Below are 16,358 nucleotides of genomic sequence, written 5' to 3' on the forward strand. Positions count from 1 at the left end.
GGTTCTTTTGATTGGTGTTAACGTCGAGTCATGTTCCCTGACTGTTTCCGCGGTAGTTTCCTGAGCAGCTCTCTACTCGTCTGGATCAACTTCTTTAGTACAACCTCGAATTGAGGTAGGTCATTTCACCTCTGTTGTGATCCTCATTGTTATTGCGGTCACAGAGCTGTGTCAATGACAAGCTTCCTAAAACATCGACTTGTATCGTGCCTCCGGCGTTTACTGTGCGGAGCATGACAGGCGCGTTTGTCGGCGTCGTAATAGGTACATTCAGGTGCTATTTGTGGATCGCACTTGGTGCCGTCCTCGTCGGTGAGGTGTTCGGGATCCTGGCCAGTTTTTAGGCACGCAATCGGCTGGTCGTTGCCCGGGGCATATAGGACCTGCTGGATCGTGCTGTTGGAGGATGCGGTCACGGTCTTGGGCTGGTTCGCAATCGTTACGCTCACGGGTTCTCTATGGGTAAGCATGTCGATCCAGTCATCGTCGGCGACGGTCAGGCTGATGGCTGCCGAACAGCTCGTGGCGATAGTGGAAGTGCAAAATTATCGGTGGCACCTGTGTCAACACCGGATGCATTCCAACCAAGAAGTTGGTAGTTAGCGCGCATGCTGCGTAGTTGGACTGCCGTGGCAGTGTAATACAATGGAAGCACTGGGCCAATCAGTGTGAGACATGGCGAAAGTCAAGGCGCGCAAAGATGTTAGGGTGTTGAAATCTGTTTAGATAACATGGACACCTGCACCGTCTTTCGTGGTTACACTTCTTTTGAGGATCCGCGTACCCGCTGCTGCGGCGAGGACTTGCTGCGCGCTGACCGGATCTTCCTCAATGCCGGTGGTCATGCGGTGGTGTCGGACATCCCGGGGCTCTGCGATATCGAATTCCTTACCTATGTTGTATAGATTCTCGAATTCGTCACGTTGTTATCCCATCTCGTCATTCTGCGGGGGCAGTTACATCGTGTTGGATTTTGTGTAGATGTATCGTCGCTTCGAAGCCTGGGTGGTTCGTCGAAAGGAGTCTACGACTAGCCTTCCGCGAAGAAAGGGATGTCTTAACTGCCACCAGAGAGATCCTGGAAGCTGAAGGTATCGATATTGTCGCCGGCGCTAATGATATGTGGGTTAGTAAGCGTCACAGTGATTCCTGAGGATTTGCGCTCACACCTAGTACTGGTGTTGTTCCGATTCAGGGCACCCATCTATTGTTGGCCGTGGGACGGCGGCCTAACAACGACGACCTGGTTCTTTGAGGTCGTCGTTGTGCATATCGACAGTCGCAGCTGAATCGCAGTCGACAGCCAACTCAAGATCAATATCGACCATATTTGGGCGATGGTGGATTGCAATGGCAATGGGTGCTTTCATTCACACTATCATACAATTATTACGAAATTGTTGCCGCCAACTTGATCGACGATGACCCGCTTGGGGTGAATGAACTCATCACCACCTATGCGCTGTATATCGACTCCTTGCTGGGGAGCGGCGGCATGACCGCCGATCAGGCTCACGTATCGGGCAGCAAGGCACTAGTTGGTTAGTGATCAATGACTAGGGTTGGGCATAGAAGTGGAAAAGGTGAGATACAAGGCTATATAAAGTACAGTAGTCGACGCCGATACCCACTAGGTCCCTGGGAGAAAACATCTTTGGAGTCGACGGTGACGAAGCGATTCACGTCATTTTGGACGTCATGTCAGCCAAAGCACCCTACACCACGCTAGTGCGCACGATGCATATCCATCCTATCGTCAGCATTTCATTCCCAGGATGCTGCAGGAGATGTGGCTACTCGAGTAGTGCCCGGGCGCTAATTGGGTGTTCCCGACGGCAAGATCGACGGCAGCGTGCAGGCTACTTGCCCTTTTTCGTGCCAGCGCAAATCTTGACGAAAACTCGCCTCGGCTAGGCCGCCGATTCCGTTAGGCGGGAAACGGCTTCCGTGTGCGAATGATCCGGCCATCCAGGGTAGGGCGGCGGCGTCCCACCGAAAGCCGGACAATGCTCCTGGTGCGGGCACCACCCGCATAACCGCGACGGGTTGGGACGGAAATCGCCTGTTTCACCAGAGAATTGGATCGTGCGCCAGATCGCCATCAACGTCTTTCCGAAGCGCAACAGCTCGTCACGATCCGGCGCATAGTCCAGCAGCTGGCTGTCAGCAAGGTAGATGAGCCGCAGCCGGGCGGGCAGCACACCGCGTGAATGCAGCAACGTCAATGCGTAAAACTTCATTTGGAACATAGCCTTGAACTCGGCTAGAGCTTGTGCAGCCGGCGGGGCCTTGCCGGTCTTGTAGTCCACCACCCGTAGCTCGCCGGTGGCGGCGACGTCGATCCGGTCGATAAAGCCGCGCAGCAATAGGCCGTCGGCCAGTTCGACTTCCACACGTTGTTCGCAGCTTTGCGGGTTGAAGCGGGTGGGGTCTTCGAGCCGGTAATAACCGGAGAGCAATGTGCGGGCTTCGTCCAGCAATTGGGTTCGCTGCTTAGCATCCAGCTCGCCGTCCAGGTCTCGTTCTGCAGCGATCATCTGGTTCCACACGGACTCCACGAGCGATCGCGCAGTGTCTGAGCAGCGCCGCAGCGCGGGCAGACCATAAAGTCGTTGCAGCGTGGTGTGCACCACTGAGCCGAGGAGCTGCGCGGCAGACGGTGCTTCGGGCAACCGGTCGATCGCCCGGAACCGATACAGTAGTGGGCACTGCTTGAAGTCCGCCGCACGCGACGGTGATAGCGCCAGTCGTGGCGAACACAGATCCGCTCGAAGTGGCTTCGGCTGGTCGATCATGACGGCAGCCTAGGGCAGGACACCGACAACCCCAAGCACCGGCGGTGGCGAGTCGGCTGGCACGCTAGACAGCGTGTCCGCAACTGGCCCGTTCACCGTTGGCGAGCGCGTCCAGCTCACCGACACTAAAGGCCGCCACTACACGATGTCGCTCACCCCTGGTGGAGAATTCCACACTCATCGCGGCTCGATTGCCCACGATGGGATCATCGGCTTGGAACAGGGCAGCGTGGTGAAATCCAGCACCGGTGCCCTGTTCTTGGTCTTGCGCCCGTTGCTGATCGATTACGTGATGTCGATGCCGCGCGGGCCACAGGTGATCTACCCCAAGGATGCCGCTCAGATCGTGCACGAAGGTGATATCTTTCCCGGTGCCCGGGTACTGGAGGCCGGGGCCGGATCCGGTGCGCTGACGTGCTCGCTGCTCCGAGCGGTCGGGCCGCAGGGGCAGGTGATTTCCTACGAACTGCGCACCGATCACGCTGAACACGCTCGTCGCAATGTGTCTAACTTCTTTTGTGTCTCCGGCGCCGAAGGCCGACTATCGGACAATTGGCAGCTCATCGTTAGTGATGTTGCGAATTCAGAGTTGCCCGACGGTTCCGTCGACCGGGTGGTGTTAGACATGCTGGCGCCGTGGGAGGTGCTGGACACAGTCTCGCGGCTGGTGATCGCCGGCGGCGTATTGGTGATCTACGTGGCCACCGTCACCCAGCTGTCGCGGGCTGTGGAGGCTCTGCGGGTTCAGCAATGTTGGGTTGAACCGCGGGCGTGGGAAACGCTTCAGAGGGGTTGGAACGTGGTTGGTCTGGCGGTTCGGCCAGAGCATTTGATGCGTGGGCACACCGCGTTCCTGATTTTGGCCCGCCGGCTGGCGCCCGGCGCTGTCGCGCCGGCGCCGTGGGGTCGCAAACGGTGAAAACGGTGAGGAGCGTGACAGCTAGTGATGATCGCGAGTGCGACGAAGCCGACCGTAGCGGGTTATCACTATCGGATTTAGCACTATCGACCGTACCGGAGAACCGCTTGGGCTTAATCGTCGCTGTGGTGCAGGCCGCGGCGAACGTGGAGCAGCTCGAACTCGGGATGTGCGGCTACCAGGCGTTCGCTGGCATCGAGCACATCAACGGTATGACTGCGGTCGCTAGACACCATAGCCACACCGATGCCAGCTCGGCGATACAAGTCGTGTGAACCGGTCTCAGCGGCCGACACGCTGAACTTGTGTTGTAGCTCAGCGAGAACTGGGCGTATTAGCGACCGCTTTTGTTTGAGTGAATGGACGTCGCCTAGCAGCACATCGAATTCGAGCCAGCCGATCCACATACCGCGGATCAATGCGAAGGTGTTGGGGTCGGCGCCTTGATTGGTGCTGGGTTAGTTAGGCCCGATGAATTTCCGAACTCTAGCAGCATGTCTGCGGTTCGCTTGGATAACTGCCAGCTCTGTTGCGGGGGCGGGAAGGGTGTGAACTCCATCGGGAACGAGAATACGCTGTTGTTCGTTTGGGCGATGTTGACACTGATAGTGGCTAGCACATCGGACGGATTCTTGTTTGACCATGCGATGTTGTTCGCCGTGAAGGTCATCGGCAGGTAGCCGTTGTCCCGTAATGCGTTGCTGAATTTGTCCAGGGTGACAGCGCTGTCAGGGGTTGCGCTTTCGATGAGGGGTAACTTGTCGATGCCCGGAATGTTGGGGTCGGCGAGCCGGCTAAGCACATTGGTAAGGACTTCCGGAGCCGGCAGGCCAGTAGCTGGCGGAGCAGTAATTGAACTCGAAATGCCTGGGAAAGTGGATGGGACAGCCGACTCTGATGTGCTGGAGTTGCCATGTGCACATCCCGAGGACCCAAATCCTGCCGTGGTTACGATAGCGCTCAGGGCGATGAAAAAGGTTCGATGCGTCCAGCGCGACACGTTCAACTACGCGTCTACGTCGATTGACTGCAGCAGCAGGCTAGCGGGTGCAAGGGAAATCACATGGCTGGCACACGCGCCTCGGACGACAATATGTGCCGCTATGTGTATGGCGAGGTACTGTATAGTCACCGCTGCCCTTTCGATCGGCTAACTCAGCGCAGAGCTTACCAACGCTACCGGAGACACGGCTTTTGGCGGCATTTCACTTCTGCGTACGATAGAGGCAATCACCGGTAGCGTTGAAACATTCGCCGTGCTATTTCGGTGCGGGAAAGGAGCGCAAGGTGGGTGAGTCAGAGCGTTCTGAAGCATTCAATCCCCCTCGTGAAGCGGGCATGTCCAGCGGCGATATTGCTGAATTGGAACAACTACGACGCGAGATAGTGGTGTTGCGTGAGCAACTTGAGCATGCGGTTGGACCGCATGGGAGTGTCCGCTCTGTGCGCGATGTGCATCAGCTCGAAGCTCGAATTGACTCGCTTACGGCCCGCAATTCTAAATTAATGGACACTCTTAAAGAAGCCCGTCAACAACTGTTGGCGCTGCGTGAGGAAGTCGACCGGCTAGGACAGCCGCCCAGCGGGTACGGCGTGCTATTGGCCGCTCACGATGACGAAACGGTCGATGTGTTCACGTCGGGCCGCAAGATGCGGCTCACGTGCTCACCTAATATCGAGGTTGCGTCGTTACGGAAGGGCCAGACCGTCCGGCTCAACGAGGCCCTGACCGTCGTCGAAGCTGGTACCTTCGAGGCGGTCGGTGAGGTATCCACCTTGCGGGAGGTCTTGGCGGACGGTCACCGCGCGCTGGTCGTCGGCCACGCTGACGAGGAACGCATCGTTTGTTTAGCTGAGCCGCTGGTTGCCGAGAATTTGCTGGACGGCGTTCCCGGTGCCCTCAACGATGATAGCCGGCCGCGCAAACTGCGTCCTGGAGACTCGCTGTTGGTCGACCCCAAGGCCGGCTATGCTTTCGAACGTGTCCCCAAGGCCGAGGTTGAAGACCTGGTGCTGGAAGAGGTGCCCGATGTTAGCTACCAGGACATCGGCGGTCTGACCCGCCAGATCGAACAGATCCGCGATGCCGTGGAGCTGCCGTTCCTGCACAAGGAGTTGTACCGGGAGTACGCACTGCGCCCACCCAAAGGGGTGTTACTTTATGGTCCGCCCGGCTGTGGCAAGACACTGATCGCCAAGGCGGTGGCCAACTCTCTGGCTAAGAAGATGGCTGAGGTTCGCGGCGACGACGCCCGCGAGGCTAAATCGTACTTCCTCAACATCAAAGGTCCCGAACTATTGAACAAGTTCGTCGGCGAGACTGAACGACACATCCGGCTGATCTTCCAGCGCGCGAGAGAGAAGGCGTCGGAAGGAACACCGGTGATCGTGTTCTTCGACGAGATGGACTCGATTTTCCGTACCCGCGGCACCGGTGTCTCCTCGGATGTCGAGACAACCGTGGTGCCGCAGCTGCTCAGCGAGATCGACGGGGTAGAAGGCCTCGAGAACGTCATCGTGATCGGCGCCTCCAACCGCGAAGACATGATCGACCCCGCGATTCTGCGGCCCGGGCGTCTCGACGTGAAGATCAAGATCGAACGGCCCGATGCCGAAGCGGCGCAAGACATCTACTCGAAGTACCTGACCGAGTCGCTGCCGGTGCATGCCGACGACCTCACCGAGTTCGATGGTGACCGTGCGGCTTGCATAAAGGCCATGATCGAAAAGGTTGTCGACCGGATGTATGCCGAGATCGACGACAACCGTTTCCTGGAAGTCACTTATGCCAACGGGGACAAGGAAGTCATGTACTTTAAGGACTTCAACTCCGGGGCGATGATCCAAAACGTCGTAGATCGGGCGAAGAAGAACGCCATCAAGTCAGTGCTGGAGACCGGTCAACCCGGGTTGCGAATTCAACATCTGCTCGACTCGATCGTTGACGAGTTCGCTGAAAACGAGGATCTTCCCAACACCACCAATCCTGATGACTGGGCGCGGATTTCGGGCAAGAAGGGTGAGCGGATCGTCTACATTCGCACTTTGGTTACTGGTAAGAGTTCGAGTGCCAGCCGGGCAATTGATACTGAATCCAACCTCGGCCAGTACCTGTAGGCATGGGCGTTGAGGTCTGTCGGTCTCCCGCGCGTAGCTGTTGGTCAGATCGTCCTGCAAGACGTGGGCTGGCTGGGTTCTCGTGTCCACGCTCAACAGGTCCGGTAGGCACACACGACTGCTTAGTTCCATCTGGCCGACAGGTCGATCCTGCCGGCTGGCGCCAGGCTGGGTCATCTCCATGGCAGGTGAGGGTCACGGCCCTGACTCCGGGTCTTTAATCACCCAGCATTGTCCCTCAGGATTGGTCAGTTCGTAGATTTCTTCTCCTGCACTGACGATGAAGATGGTGTTGCAGCTCATCTGATTAACGGTGTAGAGCGATCGGTGTGCTCGTGTCGGTAACGGTTTCGCGCAATCAGGGTGGTGTGTAAATTATCGATTGGCAAGTCGCAGAATATCTGCACGGTATTCCACGTCGCCGACGGCACGCACGCTAATGTAGCTAATGTAGATGGATATCAACGCGCTGAGGAAAGACACATATGGATTCAGAGAGTTCGGCGCCGGAAGTGTCATGACCAACATGTGTCACGCCACTGGTGCTGGTGTGTGTACGTTCTGTGAGCAGCGCTGGACTCAGCACGATCAGCCCGAGGACGATGTAGATGGTGGCGGTTACTACCGCCACCATCTACATCTGCATCAGTTGTGAAGTGGCCATCACGAAGACGACGTTGAGACGTTCGGCTCTGGTGAGTGCGGCACTGGGTGAGGCGTCTAGCATCGCCGCTACGGGTAGTGTCCGGGGGCCAGCCTTTCGGTCCTCCTACGGCAGCTCCACAGTCGACTTCATCGTCGGTTTGACCCGGTTCGATGGTGGCGGAGAGGACACAGGTGCTTTTGCGGTGCCGGTCAGAAAAATCATCGCCAGCCATAGTGCTCCCTGATGAGCGTCGTGGCCACAATCCAGACGTAGGTGTTGAAAACCACCAGTGTGGTTAGCAGCACAACGGGAGGGTTCGGACCTCCAGGGCACCTACTGTCGGAAGGTGTGACGGTGTCATGCGCATCGCCCATCCCAGCACGGATCCCAAAACGCTGGTAGCCAAGATCGGTATTGCGGGCTACCACGAGTACCGATGAAAGCAGGTCAGCGACCCTCTCGCTTTTGACGATTACCATGAGTACCGTCACTCTGCCGCGCTGGTCGTCGTGATCGCGCATAGTTGGCCGTGTGATAGTTACCTGGACATCCGCCAGCTGACGACCGTTATCAACTAGGAAGAGGGATCCCGACAACTGACAAGCCTACCCATTTGATTGGTTGTTGGCTCAACCTGGATATCGACGTGGTGGCCGTCGGTGATGATGACGATCGGCATAGTGCGGGCTTGCTGAGTTCCATAGATCGCCATGATTGGGGCTGGCTGCAACCACAGTCGTCGCCAGCAGCCTCGACGGTTCAGCCACTGCCGGCAAGCCGCATTCCAAAAACCAGCTTTAAGCCGTATCACGTGCCGATGCTCGGTAGCAGAGGGAAAGCCTCAAGCTCACTTACCCTAGCGGCGTTGGTGCAAGCGGCACTCGACCCAGTCAAGCAGAATTGCACCAGAAGCCGAGTACTATTTGGGACTTGAGATCATATGAAACAGAAGATGATCGCCGAAGCCTGTGTTGTTATTGCCGGATCTGGAATCGTGGGCACGACTGCCGTGATTCTCCCCCGAGGGTGCCGGAATGCGGGTTGTTTTATGCGAAGCGGTATCTCAAGCCGGAGGACGAAGCCAGGAGTGTTCACCTTGCTGAGGATCAGCCTACCGAGCTTAGTTTGCTGAGTGTACACGGGTGGGTTATCAGACCCTGCTGAAGTTGTTCTTGCGCATGCCCGCCGAGGACCGTATGATCGTGTTCAACAACCTGGTCGGCGTGACTAGGTAGTCCCTGTATACAAAGACCGCCCGATGGACCAAACGGCCATCCCCGTTTCTCTGTATGCCGGCGGCCAACTTGTTTACGGATTAATCGGCAAAGCGCTCCACTCGCTGGTGCAACTTGGCCGGATTTCATAGCGGAATGTATTGGTGATCGTTGGCCTGACTTAAAGAGGATTGGCACTTTCAGATGTCATCCGCTATCTTGTATCTTTACGCTCGCTTGTTCCTGCTGTGGATGTGCAAAGAGGAAGTTGTCGCGGAGTTGGACGATAGCTTCTATGCAGACTATTTAGACCTAAACTGCAAGTATCCCGATGTGCAAATGTTCTTTTCAGTCTTACCAAACATTTTTGTTGCAGCCCGTCCGAGTGCGAAAACGGCCGTGATTGCTCCTGTAATTCTCAAGGGGCCGTTTCACTTTACCGGTGGCGCACCAGCCTTGGACGGCGCCAAAAGCACATTCAAGCATGATGATGAATGGACCGACGAGTGGGCGCATGGTCGATCCTTGGATGCGTTAACTCTACAACCTCGGCATCGACTACAGTTCAACATACGCATTTCTGATCTCGAATGCGAGGACAGTCGGATAGCTGCATTGATATCCACTGATTCCCGCAGATTAGCTTGCGATTATTCTCTTCCTGCCTTATCTGACGCTGCATGAGGTGGCCAAAGAAGACTATGTCAAGCAACATCTTCCGCATTTCGAACAGTGCGTATACAATTGCGCTTGAGTGGCCTAACGTAATTCAATTTTTTCTTGCACGATATCCCTGACATGGACTTCGTTTGTCCGCCCGGGAAGTGTCGGCACGTATTTTGAACGAGAAAGGGCTCTGATTTTCATTCTCCAGGGAGAAATTTTCTGGAAACATCAGCCTGCTGGAGGGAACCAAATAGTTCTATCGATAACTTGGAGTTATGTGGATTAAGCCCGGTCCGTTTTTCCGTCGACTGGCAAGCAAATGTACGCTAAATGAAATTTAGGCCAAGCGTCACGTACACTATGATGCGTGAATCCGCGAAATCGTCATAGTTGGTTTGGTTTGGGTGGTGGTGTTGTGGTGGGCTGGTGGGGTGTGGGTGGTTGATCTGCGCTAGAAGGTTGCCGTATGTGCCGCCGACGGCCGGATCATCGATGCACTGTTCACTAACACGATACTGCTGCACCCGGCGGCATGCCTGCTTGCTGGCTGAGGGCCGGTCAACAAGCCGCCGACACCGATACCAGCGGCAGAAATGGTGCAAGGGATAACATCAGGTGCGAATAGTTATACCGTGCACGGGGACGTGCCTGTTCAGGTGCGGCCACATTGACCACGCCGACACCTCAAGGCCATGACATGCACACTAAAACGCCCCTACCCCGCGGCGCTAACAACTATCCTCACACTCACGCCTGCATCGATATCGCCTTCAGCACAGCCCAGGTGCCCAGCCCCTGGCATCATCAACATGTAGACCAAGCAGCATCCACCACCGACATGCTTACGTGCGCCGCGCTAATCGTGTCCACTGCGGCAAAGCACACGAAGCCTCATCGAAAGCAGGCAGTCAGCCACCCACCAACAAAAACCCCGCAACACAGCAACAAACGATTTAGTCAACACTGTCGAACATGCGAGCGCGTAGTGCGCGCTTCACCGCAGCCTGGCGCTCTCCGCCGATTTTTGTGTATTCGCACATATAGTGCCAAACTTCTTTCTTGCCGTTGAAGCAATCTATTTATCGGACTTAAACCGGTTTGTTCCTACTATGGAGAGAGCGGCCACCTCATAGTTATCTGCCTGTTCTACGAAATCATCGACGTCAACGCTTCGCACGTTAACTATGGACTGCAAATCGGTTTCCGGATTTTGCGCCGTTGCGCTTCTCTGGCGTATAGACCGATGGTTATGGAACCGGCGTCGCACCGAGACGCACGCCCGCGTACGCCGTCGACGCGTCCCCTAGGCTTCAAGTCATGCAGCGGATTATTGGGACGGAGGTAGAGTATGGCATTTCGTCCCCGTCGGACCCGACCGCCAACCCGATCCTCACCTCGACGCAGGCGGTCTTGGCCTACGCTGCTGCCGCTGGCATTCAGCGTGTTAAACGCACCCGCTGGGACTACGAGGTGGAATCGCCGCTGCGGGACGCCCGGGGCTTCGATCTAAGCCGGTCAGCGGGACCGCCGCCGGTGGTGGACGCCGATGAAGTTGGCGCTGCCAACATGATCTTGACCAACGGGGCGCGGCTGTATGTCGATCATGCGCACCCGGAGTACTCTGCCCCCGAATGCACCGACCCGCTGGACGCAGTGATCTGGGACAAGGCTGGGGAGCGTGTGATGGAAGCCGCCGCTCGGCATGTCGCTAGTGTGCCGGGAGCCGCCAAACTGCAGTTGTACAAGAACAATGTTGACGGCAAGGGTGCCTCCTATGGGGCGCATGAGAACTATCTGATGTCGCGGCAGACACCGTTTTCAGCTATCATAGCTGGGTTGACCCCGTTTTTGGTGTCGAGGCAGGTGGTCACCGGCTCTGGGCGGGTCGGCATCGGGCCCGCGGGTGACGAGCCCGGCTTCCAGCTGTCCCAGCGTTCCGATTACATCGAGGTCGAGGTCGGGCTCGAGACTACGCTGAAACGCGGCATTATCAACACTCGCGATGAACCGCACGCCGACGCCGACCGGTATCGCCGGTTGCATGTCATCGTCGGTGATGCCAACCTGGCCGAGACATCGACCTACCTGAAACTGGGCACCACGGCGCTGGTGCTCGATTTGATCGAAGAAGGTCCAGTACACGGAATAGACTTGACCGACCTCACGCTGGCCCGGCCGGTGCATGCTGTCCATGCGATAAGCCGCGATGCATCGTTGCGGGCCACTGTGACGTTGGTCGACGGCCGTGAATTGACCGGTCTTGCGCTACAACGGATTTACCTCGACCGAGTGGCAAAGCTGGTCGACAGCCGTGACCCTGACCCCCGCGCAGCCGACGTCGTGAAAACTTGGGTGCACGTGCTTGACCAGCTGGAGCGCGACCCGATGGACTGTGCTGAACTGCTGGACTGGCCGGCGAAGCTGCGGCTGCTTGAAGGTTTTCGGCAGCGGGAGAACTTGAACTGGTCAGCCCCGCGGCTACATCTAGTCGACCTGCAGTATTCTGACGTTCGGTTGGACAAGGGGCTGTATAATAGGTTGGTCGCCCGCGGCTCGATGAAACGTCTGGTCAACGAACACCAGGTGCTCCGGGCGGTGAACAACCCGCCGACCGATACTCGCGCGTATTTTCGCGGCGAATGCTTGCGCCGGTTCAGTGCCGACATCGCCGCGGCCAGTTGGGACTCAGTGATCTTTGACCTAGGCGGTGACTCGCTGGTTCGGATCCCGACCTTGGAGCCACTGCGCGGCAGCAAGGCCCATGTCGGAGCGCTGTTGGACTCGGTGGACAGCGCTGCGGAATTAGTGGAGCAATTAACTACTAAGCCTGTTGACCCGGGAAAGGTCGGACTGGACCGGTAGGGTAGAGAAAGACTAGAAACAGGAGGCGGCGATGGCTCAGGAGCAGACTAGGCGTGGTGGTGGAGGTGATGACGATGAGTTCACCAGCAGCACGTCTGTGGGCCAGGAGCGTCGCGAGAAGCTGACTGAGGAGACCGACGATTTGCTCGACGAAATTGACGATGTCCTTGAGGAGAATGCGGAAGACTTTGTTCGCGCGTACGTACAAAAGGGCGGACAGTGACCCGGTCGTTTCCTGATCGTCTGCCTACAAACTTGGCATTTCCCGGAATTTCAGTGATAAATCAGTCCTCGTTCGTCGACCTGCTGCGTCGCCAAGCGCCAGAATTGCTACCGGTGAGTCTTGGCGGCGGCCAATCTGGCGGTGGTCAACAACTGTCGCACGGGACCACGATCGTCGTGCTGAAATACCCAGGCGGCGTCGTCATCGCGGGTGATCGCCGTTCTACTCAGGGCAATATGATCGCCGGCCGCGATGTGCGCAAAGTCTACATCACCGATGACTACACCGCCACCGGTATCGCCGGCATTGCTGCCGTAGCGGTCGAGTTCGCCCGCCTCTACGCGGTCGAACTCGAGCACTATGAGAAGCTCGAAGGCGTGCCGCTTACGTTTGCTGGCAAGGTAAACCGGCTTGCGATCATGGTCCGTAGCAATTTAACGGCCGCGATGCAGGGGCTGTTGGCGCTGCCACTGCTGGCGGGCTACGACATTCATGCACCTGACCCGCAGAGCGCGGGGCGCATCGTCTCTTTCGATGCCGCCGGCGGCTGGAACATCGAGGAAGAGGGCTACCAGTCGGTAGGGTCGGGGTCGATTTTCGCTAAGTCGTCGATAAAGAAATTGTACTCGCAGGTCTCCGATGCTGATTCTGCCTTGAGGGTAGCCATCGAGGCGCTCTATGACGCAGCCGACGACGATTCCGCTACCGGAGGGCCGGATTTGGTCCGTGGCATCTACCCTACGGCGGTCACTATCGGCGCTGAGGGAGCGGCCGAGGTAACAGAAAGCCGGATCGCCGAACTTGCCCGCGAGATTATCGAAAGCCGTTCACGTGCGTACACTCTTGGCTCCTTTGGCGGGAGTGAGAAATGAGTTTTCCGTACTTCATCTCACCTGAACAGGCTATGCGCGAGCGCAGCGAGCTCGCTCGCAAGGGTATTGCTCGGGGCCGCAGCGTGGTAGCGCTAGCCTATGCTGGCGGTGTTTTGTTCGTCGCGGAGAACCCGTCACGCTCACTGCAGAAGATCAGTGAACTCTACGATCGAGTGGGCTTTGCGGCCGCAGGTAAGTTTAATGAGTTCGACAATTTACGCCGCGGCGGGATCCAATTCGCTGATACTCGAGGTTACGCTTACGATCGCCGCGACGTCACCGGCCGGCAGTTGGCCAACGTCTATGCGCAGACGCTTGGCACTATCTTCACGGAACAGGCCAAACCTTACGAGGTTGAGTTGTGCGTAGCTGAGGTCGCGCACTACGGTGAAACGAAACCGCCTGAGCTGTACCGGATCACCTACGACGGATCGATCAACGATGAACCGCATTTTATGGTCATGGGTGGCACTACGGAGTCGATCGCTAACGCGCTCAAAGAGTCGTATGCCGAGAATGCCAGCTTGACCGACGCTCTGGGGATCGCGGTCGCAGCACTGCGGGCGGGCAGTGCGGATGCCGCCGGTAGCGATCAACCTACCCTTGGCGTGGCCAGCTTAGAGGTGGCTGTCCTCGATGCTAATCGGCCGCGGCGGGCTTTTCGTCGGATCATCGGCTCTGGGTTGGAAGCATTGCTGCGGGAAAAGGATTCCAAAGGCTCCAAGGGTGCTCAGAATCCCAAAGGTGCTAGGGATTCGAAGAATTCGAAATCCTACGGCGAATCAACGGATTAGGGGTACAGCCTATTCGGTCGTTAGTGGCCAATTCGGCGAGCACTTGCAGCACTCATTGCTGTTAGACTGCATACGACGGTGACGTTGGACGACCACGTCAAGCAGTTTGGTGCGGCGTCTGGATGGCTGAGCGGCAGATGTCCTTCAAAAAGGTGTTCAACGACGTGATTCGGGACAGTGTCTTAGGGCGATTCGAGCCGCACCGGTTTACCGCATGTATTACTGACTTGGCCTTGTCCGCAGTAAATCTTGATTGGGCTTTGCCAATTGCGGCCGAATTCGAGGACGAGGAACTCGTGCGTCGTCTCAGCGGCTTCGGTCATGAGCGTCGCTCCTTCTTATCTCATCGTCTCGCTCCACATCGTCTACCGGCGCGGATCATAACTATTCATGAAAATCGCCGACGCGAACGTGCTGCTGTATTCCGGTAACACGTCTAGCGAACACACAGGTCATCCTTGCGCTGGCTCAACGGTGCGACTATCGTGTGCTGATCGCATCGGATTCGGGTGGGTCCCGTTGTTGGTGTTCGTTCGGCCCGCGACCAAGATGGGGTTGGTTCTTCGCACGATGTCTTCAGAGGATGCCATAGGTCAGGTCGCGGATTGGCTGACGGGGCCGAGCGCGGTGTTGATGTGTCTAACTGTGCGCCACGCCGCTTTCCTGGTAAAAATTCTGGTGTAACTGGGAACTGGCGGTAACCTCGTCAACGATGCCCACTTGATCTTGATAGCGCTTGCCGTCGAACATTGCTCGAGCATCGTATCCCATGACAGCGACTTTGGCCGATTCGACAGTGTGCGCGGGGATCAACTATCGGCGCTGCTATCCCTTTATAAGGGTAAGCTAGCACATGAACCGGTCCTAGTAGATCTGATTAACGGCAGGCCCTAGAGGGGCTAAACTCGTCTCTGGGAGCTGGTCAAGTAATGCTACCGATGGTGTTGCTGATACGCTCGGGGCAATGACGTCTTCTTGCCAAGCGTAATAACTGGCCAGGCAGTCGACTAGTTGGGTGGCCTGCACTTTACTTGTGCATCTGCTTGTTCACGAACGGATAGCCCAGCGGCAGTTCCCGGGCGTGGGCTGGAGACAGCCGACAGACCGAGTTTGGCGAAGACATCTATCAAGTTGTCGAGCATCTCGCCGGAGAGTAATTCGCTATGTATCAAGCATTTTTAGCCAGTTCCTGCTTGGCATGAGTTCATTCGGACTTTCCGAATGCGGGGAACCGATCCGGATCCGATAAAACCTGACCCTGCTGCCTTGTATCTGCGTAGTAACCGAGCTCGGTCAACCTCGAGAGTGATCACTTGCCCTTGACTGCGGCCGCGCCTAGTTAGTTGGTTGCCCTGCCCAAATGTCCTCCAGCACCGCAATGAAGCGCTCCGACTACCCAGGTTTGTGCGATCGGGCCGCGGGCGCTGCGCGCCTTGACTCCCGTACTCAACGGAGCGGGGCCGCTATGGCGATGATACCAGACACTACTCACCCGCTCGGGAGCGTCGGGATGACGCTACTTGGCGGATTTTGGCCTTGCCGTCAATAAGCAGGACAACAGCTACATGGCACCACGCCGCGGCGAGTGTTCAGGGCGGCGGGCGGTTTGTCCGATGATGGTGTGGGGTGGGTAAAGTCGGGGGTCGGGTGGCGCGTCTAGTGCTGAGTGTCTCGATACTAAAACGTATAAAACTAAAACGTGGATGACCGCATTGGTTGCCTGTTCGTTTTATCGATACCAAATGGGCAGTCGATATTTTTGCAGCCGAGGTGCCGAGTGCGTTGACGTGGCGCTGTGCGATCGTGTGCGAGCGATCGTCGCTTACCCTATGGGAGGCCCATCCGCATCGGCCGGCAATCCAGCAGAGCGGTGTTGGTGACGTTAGCCGGTCCCAAAGCGCGGTGGTGCCGGTCTCGTCATCGCCAGTGTCAATGCACACTTCGCGGCTGCAGGCTTTGGTGCGTGTGTGATGCAGTGCATCAGAGTCATAGCGATCGATCCACGCGTTGATGGCCTTTTCCAGTTTGGCTGCTGACAGCGGACTACATGCGGTTGTGTAGTTCGACTAAGGTGGCATCGATTAGCCGCAGCGCTTCCTCGTCGTGGACGAGTATTAGGTGCGCCACGTGACCGGTAGATGCTAACCGCGTACTGAGCCCTCATGCTAGAAACAGTGTTGCTACCTTCGGCAATCGATTTAGGGTGAGATTGAGATGTATCTGTCTGTCTTGAGGCATTGCCGTGGCTGA

12 protein-coding genes and 2 pseudogenes are annotated in these 16,358 nt (G+C 57.1%); 10 read left to right on the forward strand and 4 right to left on the reverse strand.

Features of this window, described 5'->3' with window-relative positions; genetic code table 11:
* The first annotated feature begins 458 nt into the window (after positions 1-458).
* A pseudogene (locus ML_RS17980) lies at positions 459-1,805 on the forward strand (FAD-dependent oxidoreductase).
* 105 nt (positions 1,806-1,910) lie between these two features.
* Here ML_RS17980 and ML_RS06605 read toward each other — a convergent pair.
* Positions 1,911-2,795: a RecB family exonuclease gene (locus ML_RS06605; RefSeq protein WP_010908264.1), complete on the reverse strand. Its 885-nt coding sequence runs from the start codon at positions 2,793-2,795 to the stop codon at positions 1,911-1,913.
* A 73-nt stretch (positions 2,796-2,868) separates the two neighbouring features.
* Here ML_RS06605 and trmI point away from each other — a divergent pair, with 73 nt between their 5' ends.
* Positions 2,869-3,714, forward strand: a complete 846-nt coding sequence (gene trmI / locus ML_RS06610; RefSeq protein ID WP_010908265.1) for a tRNA (adenine(58)-N(1))-methyltransferase TrmI — start codon at positions 2,869-2,871, stop codon at positions 3,712-3,714.
* A 113-nt stretch (positions 3,715-3,827) separates the two neighbouring features.
* On the opposite strand, the gene ML_RS06615 is transcribed toward trmI, so the two are convergent.
* The gene (locus tag ML_RS06615) at positions 3,828-4,121 is read right to left on the reverse strand and encodes a DUF503 domain-containing protein (protein ID WP_010908266.1); all 294 of its coding nucleotides are present in this window, start codon (positions 4,119-4,121) and stop codon (positions 3,828-3,830) included.
* Positions 4,122-4,129: 8 nt separating this feature from the next.
* Positions 4,130-4,714 (reverse strand): lipoprotein, encoded by a 585-nt coding sequence (locus tag ML_RS06620; RefSeq protein WP_010908267.1) that lies wholly within the window; start codon positions 4,712-4,714, stop codon positions 4,130-4,132.
* Positions 4,715-5,001: 287 nt separating this feature from the next.
* On the opposite strand from ML_RS06620, the gene arc reads away from it, so the two are divergent.
* Together arc and ML_RS15800 are read left to right on the forward strand one after the other, a co-directional pair.
* On the forward strand, positions 5,002-6,831 hold the full coding sequence (arc, locus tag ML_RS06625) for a proteasome ATPase (RefSeq protein ID WP_010908268.1): 1,830 nt from the start codon (positions 5,002-5,004) through the stop codon (positions 6,829-6,831).
* Between the two features lie 608 nt (positions 6,832-7,439).
* Positions 7,440-7,721: a hypothetical protein gene (locus tag ML_RS15800; RefSeq protein WP_111481017.1), complete on the forward strand. Its 282-nt coding sequence runs from the start codon at positions 7,440-7,442 to the stop codon at positions 7,719-7,721.
* Here the strand turns inward: ML_RS15800 and ML_RS15805 are convergent.
* Positions 7,696-8,073: a hypothetical protein gene (locus ML_RS15805; RefSeq protein WP_231846761.1), complete on the reverse strand. Its 378-nt coding sequence runs from the start codon at positions 8,071-8,073 to the stop codon at positions 7,696-7,698. The genes ML_RS15800 and ML_RS15805 overlap by 26 nt on opposite strands.
* 822 nt (positions 8,074-8,895) lie before the next feature.
* Between ML_RS15805 and ML_RS06635 the strand changes: the two genes are divergently transcribed.
* The 6 genes and pseudogenes from ML_RS06635 to ML_RS17985 form a co-directional block, all read left to right on the forward strand.
* Positions 8,896-9,375 (forward strand): hypothetical protein, encoded by a 480-nt coding sequence (locus ML_RS06635; RefSeq protein WP_049769753.1) that lies wholly within the window; start codon positions 8,896-8,898, stop codon positions 9,373-9,375.
* A gap of 1,299 nt (positions 9,376-10,674) precedes the next feature.
* Positions 10,675-12,219: a pup deamidase/depupylase gene (gene dop / locus ML_RS06645; RefSeq protein WP_010908269.1), complete on the forward strand. Its 1,545-nt coding sequence runs from the start codon at positions 10,675-10,677 to the stop codon at positions 12,217-12,219.
* Between the two features lie 31 nt (positions 12,220-12,250).
* Positions 12,251-12,442, forward strand: coding sequence for a ubiquitin-like protein Pup (locus ML_RS06650; protein WP_010908270.1), 192 nt, complete (start codon positions 12,251-12,253; stop codon positions 12,440-12,442).
* Positions 12,439-13,314, forward strand: coding sequence for a proteasome subunit beta (gene prcB, locus ML_RS06655; protein ID WP_010908271.1), 876 nt, complete (start codon positions 12,439-12,441; stop codon positions 13,312-13,314). The genes ML_RS06650 and prcB overlap by 4 nt, the downstream gene beginning before the upstream one ends.
* A complete protein-coding gene (gene prcA / locus ML_RS06660) occupies positions 13,311-14,108 on the forward strand; it encodes a proteasome subunit alpha (protein WP_010908272.1) in 798 nt (265 codons plus the stop codon). Before prcB ends, prcA begins: the two co-directional genes overlap by 4 nt.
* Positions 14,109-14,498: 390 nt before the next feature.
* Positions 14,499-14,936 (forward strand): annotated as a pseudogene (locus ML_RS17985) (TA system VapC family ribonuclease toxin); the annotation flags it as partial.
* Positions 14,937-16,358: the final 1,422 nt, after the last annotated feature.

Origin of the sequence: Mycobacterium leprae TN (assembly GCF_000195855.1) — a bacterium.
GTDB classification, from domain to species: domain Bacteria; phylum Actinomycetota; class Actinomycetes; order Mycobacteriales; family Mycobacteriaceae; genus Mycobacterium; species Mycobacterium leprae.

What these genes read in the sequence shown, in the direction of transcription:
- ML_RS06605 (WP_010908264.1), bottom strand. Translation starts at nt 2,795, where the DNA reads ATGATCGACCAGCCGAAGCCACTTCGAGCGGATCTGTGTTCGCCACGA.
- ML_RS06615 (WP_010908266.1), bottom strand. Translation starts at nt 4,121, where the DNA reads ATGTGGATCGGCTGGCTCGAATTCGATGTGCTGCTAGGCGACGTCCAT.
- ML_RS15800 (WP_111481017.1), top strand. Translation starts at nt 7,440, where the DNA reads ATGGTGGCGGTTACTACCGCCACCATCTACATCTGCATCAGTTGTGAA.
- ML_RS06635 (WP_049769753.1), top strand. Translation starts at nt 8,896, where the DNA reads ATGTCATCCGCTATCTTGTATCTTTACGCTCGCTTGTTCCTGCTGTGG.
- dop (WP_010908269.1), top strand. Translation starts at nt 10,675, where the DNA reads ATGCAGCGGATTATTGGGACGGAGGTAGAGTATGGCATTTCGTCCCCG.
- ML_RS06650 (WP_010908270.1), top strand. Translation starts at nt 12,251, where the DNA reads ATGGCTCAGGAGCAGACTAGGCGTGGTGGTGGAGGTGATGACGATGAG.
- prcA (WP_010908272.1), top strand. Translation starts at nt 13,311, where the DNA reads ATGAGTTTTCCGTACTTCATCTCACCTGAACAGGCTATGCGCGAGCGC.